General features: G+C 68.1%; 19 protein-coding genes. 11 read left to right on the forward strand and 8 right to left on the reverse strand.

What is annotated here, in order from left to right:
* The first annotated feature begins 46 nt into the window (after positions 1-46).
* Positions 47-937: an NADP-dependent oxidoreductase gene (locus LCL61_RS33890; RefSeq protein ID WP_340683518.1), complete on the forward strand. Its 891-nt coding sequence runs from the start codon at positions 47-49 to the stop codon at positions 935-937.
* Positions 938-1100: 163 nt separating this feature from the next.
* Here LCL61_RS33890 and LCL61_RS33895 read toward each other — a convergent pair whose 3' ends face one another.
* The 4 genes from LCL61_RS33895 to LCL61_RS33910 all read right to left on the reverse strand — a co-directional run bounded on the left by LCL61_RS33895 (position 1101) and on the right by LCL61_RS33910 (position 4730).
* Positions 1101-2003 (reverse strand): lysophospholipid acyltransferase family protein, encoded by a 903-nt coding sequence (locus LCL61_RS33895; RefSeq protein ID WP_340683519.1) that lies wholly within the window; start codon positions 2001-2003, stop codon positions 1101-1103.
* Positions 2000-2782 carry a GNAT family N-acetyltransferase gene (locus LCL61_RS33900; RefSeq protein WP_340683520.1) on the reverse strand — a complete coding sequence of 261 codons (783 nt, stop codon included), beginning with the start codon at positions 2780-2782 and terminating at the stop codon, positions 2000-2002. Before LCL61_RS33900 ends, LCL61_RS33895 begins: the two co-directional genes overlap by 4 nt.
* A 176-nt stretch (positions 2783-2958) precedes the next feature.
* Complete coding sequence (locus LCL61_RS33905) at positions 2959-3918, reverse strand: electron transfer flavoprotein subunit alpha/FixB family protein (protein WP_340683521.1); 960 nt, start codon at positions 3916-3918, stop codon at positions 2959-2961.
* A 26-nt stretch (positions 3919-3944) separates the two neighbouring features.
* On the reverse strand, positions 3945-4730 hold the full coding sequence (locus LCL61_RS33910; RefSeq protein WP_007031634.1) for an electron transfer flavoprotein subunit beta/FixA family protein: 786 nt from the start codon (positions 4728-4730) through the stop codon (positions 3945-3947).
* 243 nt (positions 4731-4973) lie between these two features.
* On the opposite strand from LCL61_RS33910, the gene LCL61_RS33915 reads away from it, so the two are divergent.
* On the forward strand, positions 4974-5825 hold the full coding sequence (locus tag LCL61_RS33915; RefSeq protein WP_340683522.1) for a DegV family protein: 852 nt from the start codon (positions 4974-4976) through the stop codon (positions 5823-5825).
* Here the strand turns inward: LCL61_RS33915 and LCL61_RS33920 are convergent.
* Entirely contained in the window at positions 5806-6228 is a 423-nt protein-coding gene (locus tag LCL61_RS33920) for a hypothetical protein (RefSeq protein WP_340683523.1), read from the reverse strand. The genes LCL61_RS33915 and LCL61_RS33920 overlap by 20 nt on opposite strands.
* A gap of 86 nt (positions 6229-6314) precedes the next feature.
* Here LCL61_RS33920 and LCL61_RS33925 point away from each other — a divergent pair, with 86 nt between their 5' ends.
* The 8 genes from LCL61_RS33925 to LCL61_RS33960 all read left to right on the forward strand — a co-directional run bounded on the left by LCL61_RS33925 (position 6315) and on the right by LCL61_RS33960 (position 13032).
* Positions 6315-6494 (forward strand): AlbA family DNA-binding domain-containing protein, encoded by a 180-nt coding sequence (locus tag LCL61_RS33925; protein ID WP_340683524.1) that lies wholly within the window; start codon positions 6315-6317, stop codon positions 6492-6494.
* A gap of 79 nt (positions 6495-6573) precedes the next feature.
* Entirely contained in the window at positions 6574-7494 is a 921-nt protein-coding gene (locus tag LCL61_RS33930) for an ATP-binding protein (RefSeq protein WP_340683525.1), read from the forward strand.
* Positions 7491-8540, forward strand: coding sequence for a ParA family protein (locus LCL61_RS33935; protein WP_340683526.1), 1050 nt, complete (start codon positions 7491-7493; stop codon positions 8538-8540). The genes LCL61_RS33930 and LCL61_RS33935 overlap by 4 nt, the downstream gene beginning before the upstream one ends.
* A 61-nt stretch (positions 8541-8601) precedes the next feature.
* Positions 8602-9375, forward strand: a complete 774-nt coding sequence (locus LCL61_RS33940) for a class I SAM-dependent methyltransferase (protein WP_340683527.1) — start codon at positions 8602-8604, stop codon at positions 9373-9375.
* A gap of 76 nt (positions 9376-9451) precedes the next feature.
* Positions 9452-10963 carry a glycoside hydrolase family 57 protein gene (locus LCL61_RS33945; RefSeq protein WP_340683528.1) on the forward strand — a complete coding sequence of 504 codons (1512 nt, stop codon included), beginning with the start codon at positions 9452-9454 and terminating at the stop codon, positions 10961-10963.
* 13 nt (positions 10964-10976) lie between these two features.
* Positions 10977-11462 carry a glutathione peroxidase gene (locus LCL61_RS33950; RefSeq protein WP_340683529.1) on the forward strand — a complete coding sequence of 162 codons (486 nt, stop codon included), beginning with the start codon at positions 10977-10979 and terminating at the stop codon, positions 11460-11462.
* Positions 11463-11743: 281 nt separating this feature from the next.
* Complete coding sequence (locus LCL61_RS33955; protein ID WP_340683530.1) at positions 11744-12805, forward strand: serine protease; 1062 nt, start codon at positions 11744-11746, stop codon at positions 12803-12805.
* Entirely contained in the window at positions 12805-13032 is a 228-nt protein-coding gene (locus LCL61_RS33960) for a hypothetical protein (RefSeq protein WP_340683531.1), read from the forward strand. The genes LCL61_RS33955 and LCL61_RS33960 overlap by 1 nt, the downstream gene beginning before the upstream one ends.
* Here LCL61_RS33960 and LCL61_RS33965 read toward each other — a convergent pair.
* A complete protein-coding gene (locus LCL61_RS33965) occupies positions 13020-14786 on the reverse strand; it encodes a glycoside hydrolase family 2 protein (RefSeq protein ID WP_340683532.1) in 1767 nt (588 codons plus the stop codon). The genes LCL61_RS33960 and LCL61_RS33965 overlap by 13 nt on opposite strands.
* Positions 14787-14894: 108 nt before the next feature.
* On the opposite strand from LCL61_RS33965, the gene LCL61_RS33970 reads away from it, so the two are divergent.
* On the forward strand, positions 14895-16148 hold the full coding sequence (locus LCL61_RS33970; RefSeq protein WP_340683533.1) for a glycosyltransferase family 4 protein: 1254 nt from the start codon (positions 14895-14897) through the stop codon (positions 16146-16148).
* Positions 16149-16412: 264 nt separating this feature from the next.
* Here LCL61_RS33970 and LCL61_RS33975 read toward each other — a convergent pair whose 3' ends face one another.
* Together LCL61_RS33975 and LCL61_RS33980 are read right to left on the reverse strand one after the other, a co-directional pair.
* Entirely contained in the window at positions 16413-16544 is a 132-nt protein-coding gene (locus tag LCL61_RS33975; RefSeq protein ID WP_255431241.1) for a hypothetical protein, read from the reverse strand.
* 119 nt (positions 16545-16663) lie between these two features.
* The gene (locus LCL61_RS33980; protein ID WP_340683534.1) at positions 16664-16891 is read right to left on the reverse strand and encodes a hypothetical protein; all 228 of its coding nucleotides are present in this window, start codon (positions 16889-16891) and stop codon (positions 16664-16666) included.
* Positions 16892-17018: the final 127 nt, after the last annotated feature.

The raw sequence follows: 17018 nt of genomic DNA on the forward strand, positions 1-17018 counted from the left end.
CGCCGGTTGACTGATCGCAGCGAAGAAAATCCGAACAGGAGTGAACATGCGAGCGATCACCATCACCCAGTACGGCGAACCGGACGTCCTGCGGCTCGACGAGGCCCCGCTGCCGGAGCCCGGCCCGGGTCAGGTGCGGGTCGCGGTCAAGGCCGCGGGCGTCAACCCGATCGACTGGAAGATCCGGTCCGGCGCCATGGCGGAGGTCCGCCCGGTCGAATTCCCGCACATCCTCGGCCTGGAGCTGGCGGGCGTCGTGGACGCGGTGGGCGAAGGCGCCGATTTCGCCGTCGGTGACGAGGTCTTCGGCTGGTCCGACACCGGCACGTACGCGGAGTACGCGCTGGCGAGCAAGGTCATCCGCAAACCCGCCGGGCTTTCTTGGGCCGAGGCCGCCGCGCTCCCCATCGCCGGGGAGACGGCGTTGCGGGTGCTGGGCGAGCTCGAGGTCAAACCGGGCGAGACGGTGGTGATCCACGGCGCGAGCGGCCAGGTCGGCCGGATCGCGACGCAGGCCGCAGTCGCGCTGGGCGCCACGGTCGTCGGGCTGGCGGGGGCTTCGTCACTCGACGAGGTGAAGGAACTCGGCGCGGTGCCGGTTCAGTACGGCGACGGCTGGGTTTCGCGGGTCCGCTCGGTCGCGCCGGACGGCGTGGACTCGGTGTTCGACGCGGCGGGCTTCGGTGTCTTGGGTGAGTCCGTCGAACTGCTCGGATCACCCGACCGGCTGATCACGATCGCGGACCCGGCGGCGTACGCCCAGGGGTTGAAGTTCTCGGCCGGCGGAGAAGAAAGCGCGGCGGTGCTTGAGGATCTGGTCGCGCGCGGGTTGAAGCTGAAGCTGGGCTCCAGCTACGCGCTCGCCGATGCCGCGGAGGCGCACCGGGAGAGCGCGACCGGTCACGCGGGCGGGAAGATCACGCTGGTCTTCGACTGACAGTCGCGCGAGCCCACCGGTTGCTGCGATGAAGGGGCCTTTCATAGCAAAATTCGCGATGAAAGGCCCCTTCATCGCACGCGGGTCGCCACACCGGCCAGGTGTCGTGAAAGGGTCGTTCAGGACGAAAAAGGTCCTGAACGGCCCTTTCACGACATACGCGTTACGGAGAGACCGTCTCGGAAGCCGCGGGCACAGAAGGAGCGACCGGGGAAACAGCCGCGACGCGACGCCGCCGCTGCACCGGGATCTGCACCCGGCCGAGCGCCGCCTGCACCGCGGATTCCGCCAGCGCGGCCAGCTCCCGCCGGTCCGCGGCGCGCCCTGGCGCGATCTCCGGGCACACGTGCACCTCCAGCACCAGACCACGCAGCGCCGCGACCCGCCGCAGCGAGGCGATGAGCGACTCCGGCCCGATGAACGCCGGCTGGGTCGTCTCCCGTCCGTCGGCGAGCCGGAAGCGCAGCGCGAGCGGCCGCACCGGGACACCGCCGTCGATCGCGGCCTGGAAGGTCGCGGGACGGAATCGGCCCGAACCGAGACCGCACCAGGTAGTGCCTTCCGGCGTCACGTTCACGAGTGATCCGCCGCGCATCGCGTCGGCGAGTTCGTCCATCGTCGCGGGCAGGCTCCGCAGGTTCTCCCGGTCGAGGAAGATGCTGCCGCCGCGGCGCACCAGCAGGCCGAGCACCGGCCAGGCGCCGACCTCCTTCTTGGCGAGCGCTCGCATCGGCTGGACGGCGTTCACCGCGATGATGTCCAGCCACGAGATGTGGTTGTTCACCACGAGCGCGCCACGGCCCGGCACGGCGCGGAAACGCTCGTCGCCGAGTACGCGCAGCTTCACCCCGAAGGATTTCAAGATCCCCGCGAAAAGCAGGCGCACCAACCGTTCCCGGGGCATGCCGCGCAGCACGAGCACCAGCGGCGCCGACAGGAAAGCGCCGAAGATGACGCCGATCGCCGCGGTGAACCGCAGGACGCGCCGCGGGAACGCCACCGTCGGCGCCCCTTCGCTCAGGCAGCCGTCGCCGCACGGCGACTTCGGCATCCAGGCGTGAGTCATCCCTGCACTCCCAGGAAGAACTTGAGGTACCGCTCGTCGACGTTGTGCAGATCCAGCAGGACGAAGAAGTCCGCGACACCGAAATCCGCGTCGAGCGCGGGCGGGCCGTAGATTTTCGCACCCAGTCGGGTGTAGCCCTTGATGAGCGGCGGGAGGATCGCGCGGGCGGGCCGCTCGACACCCTCGGTCCGCCACGGGTTCAGCGGCGTCACCCGAAAGGATTCCTCCGCGTAGTGCTTGGCGCGCAGGACATCCCAGACGCCCGCCGCGTAGACCCCGCCGTCGGTCAGCGGTACGGAAGCACAGCCCGCGAGATACCGGTGGCCGGCCAGCAGCATGTAGCGCCCGATGCCCGCCCAGACGAGGCTCACCACGGCGCCGCTGCGGTGGTCGGGATGCACGCACGACCGCCCCGTCTCGACCAGCGAAGGGCGCAGCGCATCGAGCGCGGTGAGATCGAATTCGCTGTCGGAGTACAGCTTCCCCGCCCGCGCGGCCCGATCGGGCGGCAGCATCCGGTAAGTGCCCACGATCTCGCCGGTGTTGTCGTCCCGCACCACGAGGTGATCGCAGAACTCGTCGAAGTAGTCGACGTCGAGACCTGGTTCGAGGGAATTGAGCGTCGCCCCCATTTCCTCGGCGAACACCTGATGGCGAAGGCGTTGCGCGGCAATGACTTCTTCGTTCCCGTTCGCCACAAGGAGGGAGTAACGCGGCGCATCGGCCGGGAGTTCGACACCTGCCTGGTCAGTACTGACGAGGAGCTGTGACGTCGTCATAACCCAGGTCTACCCCTCGGGGGGTACCAACGACAATGCGCCTGATGGCCGATTAGTGCACGTTCAGTTAATTGCGGGTTCTCAGGGTTCTCTCAGGCTGGAAGATCACTTTCGGATCACAGAAAAGGGGCCGCCCGGGAAAGAAATCCCGGACGGCCCCTCTTCGAACGAGGGTCTCAGCCCTTGCGCTTCTGGACCTCTTCGGTCAGCTGCGGCGCGACGTTGAACAGGTCGCCCACCACACCGAAGTCGGCGATCTCGAAGATCGGCGCCTCGGCGTCCTTGTTGACCGCGATGATGGTCTTCGAGGTCTGCATACCCGCGCGGTGCTGGATCGCGCCGGAGATGCCCAGCGCGATGTACAGCTGCGGCGAGACCGTCTTACCGGTCTGGCCGACCTGGAACTGCGCCGGGTAGTAGCCCGAGTCGACGGCGGCGCGGGAGGCACCGACGGCGGCACCGAGCGAGTCGGCGAGCGCCTCGACGACGTCGAACTTGTCGGCCGAGCCGACACCGCGGCCACCGGAGACGACGACCGAGGCCTCGGTCAGCTCCGGCCGGTCGCCGCCGACGATCGGCTCGACACCGGTGATCCTGGCGGACTTCGCCGGGTCGCCCGCGGGGACCTCGACGGTCTCCTCGGCGGCCGCGCCTTCGGCCGGGGCCGCCTCGACCGCGCCGGGGCGGACCGAGATGACCGGGACACCCTTGGTGGACTTGGACTTCACGGAGAACGCGCCACCGAAGATGGACTGGTCCACGGTGCCGTCGCCGTTCACGCCGACGGCGTCGTACAGCAGACCGGAGCCGAGGCGGACCGCGACCCGGGCGGACACCTCCTTGCCCTCGGCGCTGGCCGCGACGAGCACGGCGGCCGGGGAGGTCCGCTCCGCGAGAGCGGTGAGGACGTCCACCTTCGGGGTGACCAGGAAGCCGGTGGCGTTGTCGCCCTCGGCGACGTACACCTTGGCGGCGCCGTGCGCGGCGAGGGCTTCCTTCGCCTTGGCGGCGGTGCCGGTCGGGCCGACGACGACCGCGGACGGCTCACCCAGTTCCCGAGCGGCGGTCAGCAGCTCGAGCGTGACCTTCTTGACTTCACCGTCGACGTGGTCGACGAGGACGAGTACTTCAGCCATTTCCCTATTCCTCCTCGAAACCTGTCTCAGATGAGCTTCTGCGCGACCAGGTAGGCGGCCACCTTGCTGCCGCCGTCACCCTCGTCCTCGACGCGCTCGCCGGCGGTGCGCGGCGGCTTCGGAGAGGCTTCGAGCACGGACGACCAGGCGTTGCCGAGGCCGACCTCGGCGGCGTCGACGCCAAGGTCCGCGACGGTCAGCGTCTCGACCGGCTTCTTCTTCGCGGCCATGATGCCCTTGAAGGAGGGGTAGCGCGGCTCGTTGATCTTCTCGCCGACGCTCACCACCGCGGGCAGGTTCGCCTCGAGGTGCGTGACGCCGTCCTCGGTGTAGCGGTCGGCCTTGATCGAGGTGCCGTCGACGGTCAGCTCGTTCACGTGGGTCAGCTGCGGCAGGCCGAGCAGCTCGGCGATGATCGCCGGCACGGCGCCACCGCGGCCGTCGGAGGCCTCGTTACCGGTGATGACCAGGTCGAAGCCTTCGACCTTCGAGATCGCGGCGGCCAGCACCTTGGCGGTGGCGATGGCGTCGGAGCCGTGAAGAGCCTCGTCGGAGACGTGGATGGCCTTGTCGGCGCCCATGGACAGTGCCTTGCGGATCGCGTCGGTCGCGCGGTCGGGACCCACCGAGACGACGGTGACCTCGCCCTCGCCCGCTTCCTTGATCTTCAGGGCTTCTTCGACGGCCTTCTCGTTGATCTCGTCGAGCACGGCGTCGGCGGATTCGCGGTCAAGAGTGTTGTCGGCACCGGAGAGCTTCCGCTCCGAGTAGGTGTCCGGTACCTGCTTGACCAGGACAACGATGTTCGTCATGGGTCTACTTCGACCTCCCGTTGGTGGCCGGCGTCGGCCACGGGGCAACAGCTCTACTGGCCGGTAGATTAGGGCCATTTCAGTGCCGCGGCCCGCCGAGGTGACCTCATTCACCTGGATGCACGTTTTAGTGGGACCATCGTCCAGGTAATTCACCCGGAAGTGAGTGTTACCGGGCGACTAACCCGAACGGCCGTATTCCGGGGTACTCGTGGCGGGGGTGAGGCGATAGCCTGCCCGACCATGCGTTCCTTGCCCGGCCCCGTCGCCGTGATCACGGACTCGACCGCCTGCCTCCCCGCCCCGGTCGCCGAACGCTGGGGAATCGGCGTCGTTCAGGTCCAACTGCAGGTCGGAGAGCAGTTCGACGAAGAGAACCGCTACGACCGCGAGGACATCATCGGCCATCTGCGCGCCGGGACCCCGGTGAAGACGGCGCCGCCCGAGGTCGCCGCGTTCTTCTGGGCGTTCCAGGACGCCGCGAGCAAGGGTGCCTCGGCGATCGTCAGCATCCACATCTCGGGCCGGATGTCGGAGACGGTGAACGCCGCCCGCGAGGCCGCTCAGCAGGTGAGCGTTCCCGTCCACGTTCTCGACAGCGGGACCACCGGGATGAGCCTCGGTTTCGCGGCGACCTCGGCGGCCAAGGTCGCCGCCGCCGGCGGGCAGGCGCCCCGGGTGATCGACGCCGCCGAACGCCGGTTCCGCGGCAGCCGGGAGATCCTTTACGTCGACACGCTGGAGTTCCTGCGCCGCGGCGGCCGGATCGGCGCCGCGCAGGCCTTCCTCGGCTCGGCGTTCTCGATCAAACCCCTGCTGACGGTGAAGAACGGCGAGGTCGCCCCGCTGACCCGGGTCCCGGGCCAGCGGCGGGCGCTCAACAAACTCGTCGACCTCGCGGTGGACTGCGCGGGCGATCAGGACGTGGAGGTCGCCATCACCCGGTTCGGCCCGGACGAACGCGATCTCGAGATCGGCGGGCGGCTGCGGGCGCGGCTGCCGCAGATGGTCGACAGCACCCTGGTGGACGCCAGCATGATCCTCGGCGCCCACCTCGGTCCCGGCGCCATCGGCATCACGGTGTCGCCGGTGTAGCCCGCTTCGAGGGGATCAGCGCCAGCACCACCGGGAGCACCGCGCCCAGCGCCGTCGTCACGACGATCAGCACCTGGTCCACCGGCTCGAAATGCGAGACGTGGCCGAGGTGGTAGAGGAAGTGCGGCAGTCCGAAGAGGAAGGTCGCGAGCGCCGCGAGCCTGGCCACGGCGGTCGTCCCGATCACGGCGGCGCCGATCAGGATCACGGAAAGCGCCAGGTTGAGGCCGCCGAAGTCGCGGATCAGGTGTTCGTTGAAGGGGCCGTCCATCGCCACCCAGCCGGTGCGGAACCCCGGGAAGTCCCGGTAGAAGCCGTCCGGGCCGAACAGCGGCCACAGCCCGACGGGCAGTTCGATGAGACCGAAGACGACGAGCAGTACGCGCGTGAATGTCCGTTGCATACCTCCTGGACTGGACAGCGCCGCGAAACGTGACAAGCCGGTACGGCACGCGCGCTTCGAACACCTGGTCTGCGATTATGTTGATTATGACCAAAGATCTCGCCGAACTGCTGGGTACCCAGGAGACCGTCAACCTGGAGTTCAAGCAGTCCGGCAAGGATCGGGACGTGCTTCGCAAGGCGATCTGCGCGCTGGCCAACGACCTGGCGCAGAAGGGCGTCGGACACCTGCTCATCGGGGTCGACAAGCACGGAGCTCCTTGTTGAAGACGTCGATACCAGTGATGACGAACTACTTCGCTACACGGACCTTCGCGAGGACGGTCAGATTCTGGATCGGCCGTCGATGACCGTCGAGGCGGCCGAGTACCGGGGCAAGCCGATCGTGCACATCGAGGTCCGGACGTCCTCGACGCCTCCGGTCAGGTACAAGGGGATCACCTGGGTTCGCCCGGGACCCACCACCCGCAAGGCCAGTCGCGATGACGAAAGGGTCCTGAGCGAACGCCGGAGAGCGGCAGATCTGCCGTACGACAGCCGTCCAGTGGAGATCGCCACAATCGACGACCTCGACCTGGCTCTGTTCAGGTCCGACTACCTCCCCTCCTTTGTGGCGCCCGAGGTGATCGAAGAAAACGGTCGCTCGGCCGCTCAACAGCTCACCTCACTGCGCCTCGCCGGCCCCGAAGGAAAACCCACAGTTTTAGGCTTGCTCGTTCTAGGCTTGGATCCGAGCGCGCATCTGCCTGGCGCCTATGTACAGTTCATCCGTTACCGAGGAAAGGACTTGGACGCACCGATCGCCGACGATCAGGAAATGCGTTCGAATCTCATCGGCACCGCAACCCGACTGGCCGCAGTGCTTCGCGGCCACCTCCACACGAGTCTGACGGAGGTCCAGGGGTTTCGTGAAGAACAGGCGCCTGACTACCCCTTCGAGGCCCTCCGAGAGGCCTGCATGAACGCGATCATGCATCGGAACTATGAGAACTCGAACGCCCCGGTGCGGATCGCTTGGTTCGATGACCGGATTGAGATCACCAATCCGGGCGGGCCTTTCGGCCAGGTCCGAGCCGACAACTTCGACCGCGTGAACGACTACCGGAACCCATCATTGGCAGCCGCTATGAAGTCGCTCGGGTATGTGAACCGATTCGGCAGGGGAATCGGAAGAATTCGCGCAGCTCTTGAACGCAATGGAAACCCCGAACCCGAATTCGTCGTGGACGCATCCTCATGGTCTGTCACTATCAGGAGGACCAAGTGACCTCGGTCGCCATGTTCAACAATAAGGGCGGCGTAGGCAAGACGACGCTAACTTACCATCTCGCTCACATGCTTCAGCGACTGGGAAAACGGGTACTCGCCGTCGACCTCGATCCTCAGTCCAATCTCACCGCGCAATTTCTGGACGAGGACGAACTCGCGATTCTGTGGCACGAGCCGCAGAGCCCGGCGTGGTCCGCGGAAACACCGAAGTATCGGGTCTGGAGTCCTGTCACCGAAGACACAGGAACGATCGCGACCGCTCTCACTCCGATCCGAGAGGGCCTGGGCGATATTGCACCTTCGCAGCCGGTGCGGATCACCGACGGGCTGTGGTTGCTCCCAGGCGACCTGGAGCTGAGTTCCTATGAAGACCGACTCTCGGAGGCTTGGGGCAAGTGCTTCACCGGTGATCCAGCCGCTCTCCGGGCTACGACGGCGTTCCATCGACTGATCGCCCATGCACAACGCGAGGTCGATGCCGAGATCGTACTCATCGACGTAGGCCCGAACCTGGGAGCCATCAACAGGGCGGCACTCCTCTCCGCGGACACCGTTCTCACTCCGCTGGCCGCAGACCTGTTCTCGCTACGCGGGCTCCACAATCTCGGCCCCACCCTGCGGAGTTGGCGAAAGACTTGGCAGCAAACCGTACTTCCGAACGCGCCGTCCTCGATATCCACCCCGCCTGGCGCCATGCGCCCACTCGGCTACGTGATCAGGCAACCCGTCATGCACCTAGACCGGCCGGTCAAGGCCTATCAGCGTTGGCTGGATCGCATTCCCGCCGTCTATCGCGACGCCGTGCTAGACAATGACACGTCCGCAGATAGCGACTTCGAGATCGCCACGATGCGGAACTACCAGAGCCTCATGCCGCTGGCACACGATGCCCGTAAGCCGATGTTCGAGTTGCGTTCAGCGGACGGCGCCCTGGGCAGCACGCAGACCCTCGTACAACGCTGTCATCAGGAGTTCAAGGCGCTGTCGGAAACCCTGTTGGACCGCCTGGCAGCACCTGAGACGTCGACCCCGAGGCCCCGGTAGGCGAAGCTCGCAAACCGAGAGTGACACGCGGGTCGAAGTGACCGGCCGGTAGGGTCGCGGCGTGACCACCCCAGCCACCAGGGCCGAAGCGCTGCACCTCACCGGTGAACGCACCGTGCCGGGCATCGCCGAGGAAAACTATTGGTACCGCCGCCACGAGGCCGCGTATCAAAAGCTCCTGCCCCTGTGCGAAGGCAGGACCGTCCTGGAAGCCGGGTGCGGTGAGGGCTACGGCGCCGGGCTCATCGCCACGGTCGCCGAGCGGGTGCTCGCGCTCGACTACGACATCCCCACCACCGAGCACGTCGCCCGCCGCTACCCCGGCATCGGCGTGGCCAGGGCGAACCTGGTGTTCCTGCCGCTGCGGGACGCGTCGGTCGACGTCGTCGCCAACTTCCAGGTGATCGAGCACCTCTGGGACCAGGGTGCCTTCCTCGCCGAATGCCGCCGCGTGCTCTCCCCCGGCGGACGGCTGATCGTCACCACACCCAACCGGCTGACCTTCACCCCGGACAGCGACACTCCGCTCAACCCGTTCCACACCAGGGAACTCGCACCGTCCGAATTGGACGAACTGCTGCGTGAAGCCGGTTTCGAGGTCGAGACGCTGCACGGCCTCCACCACGGCGAGGGCGTCGCGAAGCTCGACGCCAAGTACAACGGCTCGATCATCGACGCGCAGCTCGACGTCGTCATGGGGCAGCTGCCCGGGCAGGCGACCTGGCCGGCGGAACTGCTCGCCGATGTCGAAGCCATCCAGGCCGCGGATTTCGCCATCCACGGTGAGGACCTCGACGCCAGCCTCGACCTCGTGGCCGTGGCGGTGCGCCCATGAGGGAGCTTGCGAGCGAATCATTCAACACAGTGCGCCTGCTCATGCGACGCAAAGCGACCCACTACGAGGAGCAGGCATGAGCGAGTACGAAGGCACGTTCTGCCTCGTCGTGCACAGCCATCTGCCGTGGCTGCCGCATCACGGCTCCTGGCCGGTCGGCGAGGAATGGCTTTACCAGGCGTGGGCGCATTCCTACCTGCCGATGGTCGACCTCTTGCGCCGCTTCGCCGACGAGGGCCGCGAGGACGTCCTCACTCTCGGCATGACGCCGATCCTCGCCGCCCAGCTCGACGACCCCTACTGCATCGACGCCTTCCACGACTGGCTCGGGCATTGGCAGCTGCGCGCCTGGCACGCGTCCACGCTCTGGCGCGGCGACCCGCTGCTGCGCGACCTCGCGGCGAGCGAGTACCGGACGGCGCTGAAGGCATCGGAAGAATTCGAAACGCGCTGGCGTCACGGTTTCTCGCCGATCCTCCGGTCCTTTGTGGACAACGGGACGATCGAGCTGCTCGGCGGCCCGCTGGCGCACCCGTTCCAGCCGCTGCTCGACCCGGCGGTGCGCGACTTCATGCTGCGCGGCGGGCTGGCCGACACCGCACTGCGGATCGGACAACGTCCCGAAGGCATTTGGGCACCCGAATGCGGTTACGCGCCCGGAATGGAGGCCGGGTACGCCGCCGCGGGCGTCCGGCGGTTCATGGTCGACGGGCCCTCCCTGCACGGTGACACGTCGGCGGCGCGGACCGTCGGCGATTCCGACGTCGTCTGCTTCGGCCGCGACCTCGAAGTCACGTACCGCGTCTGGTCGCCGAAGGCCGGCTATCCCGGCCACGCCGCCTACCGCGATTTCCACACCTGGGCGCACGAAGTCGGGCTCAAACCCTCGCGGGTGACCGGCAAGACCGTCGAGCCGCCGGACAAGGCACCGTACGACCCGGCGATGGCGACGGCCACTCTCGGCGGCCACGTCCAGGACTTCGTCGACACCGTCGTCGCCCGGTTGCGCTCGCTCAAGGCCGAGCACGGCCGCGAATCGCTCGTCGTCGCCGCGTACGACACCGAACTGTTCGGGCACTGGTGGCACGAGGGCCCGGCCTGGCTCGAAGGTGTCCTGCGCGCCCTGCCCGAGGCGGGCGTCCGCGTCACCACGCTCAAGGGCGCGCTCGAAGCGGGCCACCTCGGCGGGAAGGTCGATCTCCCGGCGTCGTCGTGGGGCTCGGGCAAGGACTGGCGGGTCTGGGACGGCGAGCAGGTCGCCGACATGGTGCGGGACAACACCGCGCTGCAGCACCGGATGCTCGACCTGGTCGCCGGGATGGACACGACGACGCGTGACGCCGTCCGCGACCAGGCCGTCGCCGAGGCGATGCTGGCGCTGTCGAGCGACTGGGCGTTCATGGTCACCAAGGATTCCGCCGCCGACTACGCGCGGCGGCGGGCGAGGGTGCACACCGAACGGTTCGACACGCTCGCCGGGCTGCTCCGCGAGGGAGCGCTCGACCGCGCGCGGGAGACCGCGGAAGCGTTCCGGCGCGACGACGGGCCCTTCGGCCATGTCGACGCCCGTGACCTGCTGAGGAAATGACGAAAGGGAGAGCATGGGGATCCACGACATTCCACTGAAGACGCTCGCGGGCGAGGACACGACGCTCGGCGCGCTCGAGGGCAAGACGCTGCTGGTGGTGAACGTGGCGTCGAAATGCGGGCTGACCCCGCAGTACACCGGGCTGGAGAAGCTGCAGGAACGCTACGCGGACAAGGGTTTCTCCGTCGTCGGGTTCCCGTGCAACCAGTTCGCCGGACAGGAGCCGGGCACCGCCGAGGAGATCCAGGCCTTCTGCTCGACGACGTACGGCGTTTCGTTCCCGCTGTTCGAAAAGCTGGACGTGAACGGCGAAACCCGTCACCCGCTCTACGCCGAACTGACGAAGGCGGCCGACGCGGAAGGCGCCGCCGGCGACGTGCAGTGGAATTTCGAGAAGTTCCTCGTCGCCCCGTCCGGTGAAGTGGTGGGACGATTCCGCCCGCGTACCGAACCCGAAGACGAAGTGATCACCAAGGCGATCGACGCCACGATCGGCTGACGCACGCTTTTCCCGAGACGGGCGGGTTTCCGGAGCGATCCGGCGAACCCGCCCGTTTCCTTTCCGGCGATCCGGTGACCAAAGTCCCCGAATATCCCCACCACTCGCACGATGACTGGTTGCTCGATCACAAACCATTGCCACGCAAGGGAAATACTGACATCGCCGAGTGAAGCGCCGTACCCGATTGCACTATGGCGCCACCCCGCGGACAGGAGAACACTCTTTCGTCGGGACTCCCGCACTTCGTCAACGCCGACAACCAGAAAAGTGTGGCCGACATGATCGAGAACAATATGATCCCGGACGATTTCCTCTCCCTCGCGAGCGTGCAGGCGGCCGAGGAGGAGGCGTTGCTGAACCGGCAGAACGTGGTGGGTGTCGCACTCGGTACCAAATGGTCCGGGGGCAGGGACACCGGCGAAAAGGCGATCACCGTCCTGGTCGACACGAAACTGCCGCACGAGATGCTGCGCGACGACGACCTCGTCCCGGCGACGCTGGCGGGCGTGCCCACCGACGTCCAGGAGGTCGGAGTGCTGCAGGCGGGCCGCAGTATCGCGCCACCGAAGGCGAACGGCTCGTCCACCGTGCTCGACGACGTACCGGCGCCGGCACTGAGCCGCCCCGACGAACTCGCCCGTGAGCAGGTCGGTCCGTTCACCCTCGCCAAGAAGTTCCGTCCGGCGTTCGGCGGGCTGAGCGTCGGCCACTTCAAGATCACCGCCGGCACCTACGGCACCGCGGTCTACGACGCGTCGGCACTGCCGGGCAAACCGCCGAGATATTACATCCTGAGCAACAACCACGTGCTGGCGAACTCCAACGCCGCCGCCATCGGCGACCCGATCCTGCAGCCCGGCCCGTTCGACGGCGGCGTCGTCCCCACCGACGTCATCGCCAGGCTGAGCCGGTTCGTGCCGATCAAGTTCATCCAGCCGGGGCAGCCGGTGCCGTTGAACTTCGTCGACGCCGCGATCGCCGAAGGCCAGTTCCACGACCTCGACCGGCGGATCTTCTGGGTCGGCGAGCTCAAGGGCACCAACGTGGCGCCCGCGGTCGGCACGCTCGTGCAGAAGACCGGCCGGACCACGAACTGGACGACCGGGCGGATCACGAACATCAACGCCACCGTCGACGTGAACTACGGCGGAGGCAGGGTGGCCCGGTTCGCGCAGCAGCTGCTGACCACCGACATGTCGGCCGGTGGCGACTCGGGCAGCCTCGTGGCGGACCTGAGCGAGAACGCCGTCGGCCTGCTGTTCGCCGGCTCGCCGGTGGTCACCGTGATCAACCGGATCTCGCTGGTCGAAGCGTCGCTCGGGATCCGGGTGCACCCGTAGTGGCCGACGAAGTCTCCGACGTCGATGCCGCGCTCGTGGCGGCGTCCCGGTGGCTCGACGACGTCCCCGGAGTGGTCGGCGTCGGGCAGGGCGAGGCCGAGGGGGCACCCACGATCGACGTGTGGATGACCCCCGGTCACGACCCCGGGCAGCTGCCTTCTCAGCTGCTCGGGGTGCCCGTCCGGGTCCGGGATTCGGGTGGTCCGGTGGAGGCTCAGCCGGACTGACCCGCCTCGATGACCGCGCGATTACGGGTGGCGACGGTCGGCGCGTCCGCCTTCACCACCCGCCGGTCGTAGGTGAGCAGGCCGTTGACCTCGTTCTCGACGTCGGTGGTCTGGGTGTAGATCGCGCCGGAAAGACCGGTTCCGGCGATGATCCGTTCGAGATGCTCGCTGACCTCGGCATAGCGCTTCGTCAGCTGTGCCGAGGTCAGCGTCATCTCGTAGGCCTGCGGCTCCCCGGGCCAGCGATGCTCGTCGAGGACCAGGCCGAGGCCGCCGTACTCGCCGTCGACGATCACCCTGTGGTCCTTCACCGAGGGCTTTCCCGGCCCGACGTAGGTGTGGTCGTCGTAGATGTCGCCCGCGCCGGTGTCCGGCCGCGAGAAGCAGCAGTTCACTCCGCTGTTCGCGACGACGAGCCTGGTCGGGTCGAGGTCCTTCACCAGGTTCGCGATCCGCGCGGTGTCGAATTCGCCCCAGCCCTCGTTGAACGGCACCCAGCCGACGATCGAGGTCACCCCGCGCAACTGCTCGACCATCTCGGTCAATTCCTCTTCGAACCGCGCCTTCGCCTCCGGCACCGGATCGGGCGCCGTCCCGGGCGGGCCGTCGAACGAGACGGTGAGCGACGGCATGTCCTGCCAGACGAGTAGGCCCAGCCGATCCGTCCAGTGGTACCAGCGCTCCGGCTCGACCTTGACGTGTTTGCGGACGAAGTTGAAGCCGAGTTCCTTGGTCTTCTCCAGGTCGAACCGCAACGCCTCGTCGGTGGGGGCGGTGTGGATCCCGTCCGGCCAGTAACCCTGGTCGAGCGGGCCGTGGAGGAAGGTGATCCGGCCGTTGAGCGCGATCCGCGGCCTGCCCTGGGCGTCGGAGACCGTCCCGATCGTGCGGAGCCCGGTGTAGGACTCGACGACGTCGAGCGGGTTGCCGCTCTCGTCGAGCAAACGGACCTGAAGGTCGTAGAGATACGGATCATCGGGCGTCCAGAGGCGCGGCGAAGGCACCTCCGCACGCAACCGGCGTCCCACGTCCTCCGCGGCACGTGCCACTTCGGGGCCATCGGGCTCGCTCACGATCAGCTCCACCCGGGCGCCGCCTGTGACCTTGGGCACAACCGTCACCCCTTCGAGGTCTGACGTCACCTGGAGATCCCCGACGCGCTCGGACGGCACCGGCTCCAGCCAGACGGTCTGCCAGATACCCGACGCGGCGGTGTAGAAGATCCCTTTCGGGTCGTTCCGCTGCTTGCCGACGGGGTGTGTCGAAGCGTCGGTGCGGTCCGTGGCCCGGACGGTCAGTTCCTGCGATCCCGACGGGCGCAGCACGCCGGTGATGTCCGCGCTGAAGGCCGTGTACCCGCCCTCGTGGACGGCCACCTCCTGGTTGTTGACCCAGACCGTCGCGGACTGGTCGACGGCGCCGAAGTGGAGCAGCACGCGCTGACCGTCCCAGCCGGACGGGACCTCGAAAACCTTGCGGTACCAGAGGGTTTCGTCCCGCCGTCCGATACCGGAGAGCGCCGACTCCGGCGGGAACGGCACCAGGATCCGCTCGCCGTACCCGTTCCGGCCGGGCGAGCCGCTGCCCGCGTACTCCCAGACGCCGTTGAGGTTCAGCCAGCGTTCGCGGACCAGCCGCGGACGCGGGTACTCCGGCAGCGCGTTGCCGGGCCCGACCTGCGCGGACCACGGCGTCGAGAGCACCGATTCGACGGTTTCGAAGGCCGGTCCGGCCGCGTTCACCGAGGACGTCATCAACCCGATGGTGGCAAAGATCGTCGCTCCTGTCGCCCTCGATCGGGTTCACCGGCAGGGGTGATCGCCCCGTCCCGGTGACGACCGACTCACGAGTAACCTCCACCCATGCGCGTGCTGATGTTGTCGTGGGAGTACCCACCCGTGGTCGTCGGCGGACTCGCACGGCACGTCCACGCCCTGGCCCGGCATCTCGCCCGGCAGGGGCACGACGTGGTCGTCCTGTGCCGTCACACGGCGGGCACCGACGCCGAGACCCACCCCAGGACCGATCGCGTGGTCGAGGGCGTCCGGATCATCCGGGTCGCCGAAGACCCGATGCACGTGACCTTCGAACGGGACCTCGTCGCGTGGACGCTGGCCATGGGGCACGCGATGGTCCGCGCCGCCACCGACCTGCTGCGCACCTGGCAGCCGGACGTGGTGCACGCGCACGACTGGCTGGTCACCCATCCCGCGATCGCGATCGCGGAGGCCGCGCGGGTGCCGCTGGTCGGCACGATCCACGCCACCGAGGCCGGGCGGCACTCCGGCTGGCTCTCGCATCCGCTGAACCAGCAGGTTCACTCGGTCGAATGGTGGCTCGCGAACCGCTCGGACGCGCTGATCACCTGTTCGCAGGCCATGCGCCGCGAGGTGGCGCATCTGTTCGAGGTCGACGGTGACGCGGTCACCGTGATCCACAACGGCATCGAGGAACGCACCTGGCAGGTGCCCGCGGAGGAGGTCGCGCACGCGCGCGAGGTCTACAGCCCCTCCGGCGCGCCCCTGCTGCTCTACTTCGGACGGTTGGAATGGGAGAAGGGCGTGCAGGACCTGCTCGCCGCGCTCCCCCGGATCCGCCGCGCCAAACCGGGGACGCGGCTGGTGGTCGCCGGCAAGGGACGGCATCTGGAGGAACTGGTCGACCAGGCCCGCAAGCTGCGCGTCCGCCGCGCGGTGGACTTCGTCGGGCACCTGTCCGACCGCGAACTGCGCGCCGTACTGGCCGCGGCCGACGCCGTCGTGCTGCCCAGCCGCTACGAGCCGTTCGGGATCGTCGCCCTGGAGGCGGCCGCCGCGAAGGCGCCCCTGGTCGCTTCGACCGCGGGCGGGCTCGGCGAGGTCGTCGTCGACGGCGAGACCGGCCTGGCGTTCAGCCCCGGCGACGTCGACGCCCTCGGGGACGCCGTCGAGGCGGTGCTGGACGACGAGGTCGCGGCCGCCCGCCGCGCGCTGACCGCGCAGTCGCGCCTGGCCGCGGACTTCGACTGGGGGCGGATCGCCGAAGCGACCGTCGCGGTCTACCGGCGGGCTCGCGCCGGGGAGCCGGTGGAACTGGGGCGGCCGAAGATCGCGACCGGTAACGCCTTCGAGCCCTGATCGCTCGACGCATTCAGAGGACCAATCGCGGAGGCGCGTGTGGGTCGTGCCGTCCTGATGCCCTTCGCGCCGCTCGAAGTACGTGAAGGACCCTTCATGTACTTGGGAAAGGTGTGAAGGGCGAGTTACTTCGGCCGAGCAGCCGCTTTGCGGCGGTGGCGCGGGGCGAAGGGGAATCCGGGACGTCGGGGGACCCGGATCCCCTTCACGAGCGTCGCGGGTCGCGAGGGGCGCGACCCCCGGGGCTGCTCTAGGTGACGAAGATCAGAAGTGGCAGGGCCGAACACAGTCCGGCTGCACCGAGACCCCGGCCGAAGCGGACACCGCCGGGGCGGCGAGGGCGACGGCGAGGACGGCGAAGGTCGCGGCCAAGAGGGTCCTCAACTGCTTCTTCATGGTGGCTCCTCGGGGAAACGGGCGGAATTCTCACCCGGCGCCGAGCATCCGCGCGACCCGCCGCCGAAACAACGGGGGAATCACTACGTATCCCTACCTATTCGCGGTCCGTGACCGGTTCATCCCTTTCTGCCGGTCAGCATCCGTACCTGGACCGGCTCCACGAACGGCGCGTACGGGGAAATGGCAGCGCTCAGCTGACCGGTGCCGCAGCCGAGGTCCAGTGCCGTGTCCTCGGTGGACAGCCCGAATTCCGCCACCAGCTTGTCGAAGACTTCGACGGGGTAGCCGCGGCGGTAGCGCTGATGGAACTCGGCGACCTCGCCGCTGAACTTCAGGATCGTCATCCCGCGATCGCGACCTGCCCGAGGATCCCTCGCCGCCGCTTTCGCGCACGGCGGAAAGCCGCGAAGGCCCCGTCCACGGTGGTGTGGTGAGGACGGGGCCTCCGCGACGGGCGCACGCCCGAAAGGC

This window comes from Amycolatopsis coloradensis (genome assembly GCF_037997115.1).
GTDB classification, from domain to species: Bacteria; Actinomycetota; Actinomycetes; order Mycobacteriales; family Pseudonocardiaceae; genus Amycolatopsis; species Amycolatopsis coloradensis_A.

What these genes read in the sequence shown, in the direction of transcription:
- LCL61_RS33890 (WP_340683518.1), top strand. Translation starts at nt 47, where the DNA reads ATGCGAGCGATCACCATCACCCAGTACGGCGAACCGGACGTCCTGCGG.
- LCL61_RS33895 (WP_340683519.1), bottom strand. Translation starts at nt 2,003, where the DNA reads ATGACTCACGCCTGGATGCCGAAGTCGCCGTGCGGCGACGGCTGCCTG.
- LCL61_RS33900 (WP_340683520.1), bottom strand. Translation starts at nt 2,782, where the DNA reads ATGACGACGTCACAGCTCCTCGTCAGTACTGACCAGGCAGGTGTCGAA.
- LCL61_RS33905 (WP_340683521.1), bottom strand. Translation starts at nt 3,918, where the DNA reads ATGGCTGAAGTACTCGTCCTCGTCGACCACGTCGACGGTGAAGTCAAG.
- LCL61_RS33910 (WP_007031634.1), bottom strand. Translation starts at nt 4,730, where the DNA reads ATGACGAACATCGTTGTCCTGGTCAAGCAGGTACCGGACACCTACTCG.
- LCL61_RS33915 (WP_340683522.1), top strand. Translation starts at nt 4,974, where the DNA reads ATGCGTTCCTTGCCCGGCCCCGTCGCCGTGATCACGGACTCGACCGCC.
- LCL61_RS33920 (WP_340683523.1), bottom strand. Translation starts at nt 6,228, where the DNA reads ATGCAACGGACATTCACGCGCGTACTGCTCGTCGTCTTCGGTCTCATC.
- LCL61_RS33925 (WP_340683524.1), top strand. Translation starts at nt 6,315, where the DNA reads ATGACCAAAGATCTCGCCGAACTGCTGGGTACCCAGGAGACCGTCAAC.
- LCL61_RS33930 (WP_340683525.1), top strand. Translation starts at nt 6,574, where the DNA reads ATGACCGTCGAGGCGGCCGAGTACCGGGGCAAGCCGATCGTGCACATC.
- LCL61_RS33945 (WP_340683528.1), top strand. Translation starts at nt 9,452, where the DNA reads ATGAGCGAGTACGAAGGCACGTTCTGCCTCGTCGTGCACAGCCATCTG.
- LCL61_RS33950 (WP_340683529.1), top strand. Translation starts at nt 10,977, where the DNA reads ATGGGGATCCACGACATTCCACTGAAGACGCTCGCGGGCGAGGACACG.
- LCL61_RS33955 (WP_340683530.1), top strand. Translation starts at nt 11,744, where the DNA reads ATGATCGAGAACAATATGATCCCGGACGATTTCCTCTCCCTCGCGAGC.
- LCL61_RS33965 (WP_340683532.1), bottom strand. Translation starts at nt 14,786, where the DNA reads ATGACGTCCTCGGTGAACGCGGCCGGACCGGCCTTCGAAACCGTCGAA.
- LCL61_RS33970 (WP_340683533.1), top strand. Translation starts at nt 14,895, where the DNA reads ATGCGCGTGCTGATGTTGTCGTGGGAGTACCCACCCGTGGTCGTCGGC.
- LCL61_RS33975 (WP_255431241.1), bottom strand. Translation starts at nt 16,544, where the DNA reads ATGAAGAAGCAGTTGAGGACCCTCTTGGCCGCGACCTTCGCCGTCCTC.
- LCL61_RS33980 (WP_340683534.1), bottom strand. Translation starts at nt 16,891, where the DNA reads ATGACGATCCTGAAGTTCAGCGGCGAGGTCGCCGAGTTCCATCAGCGC.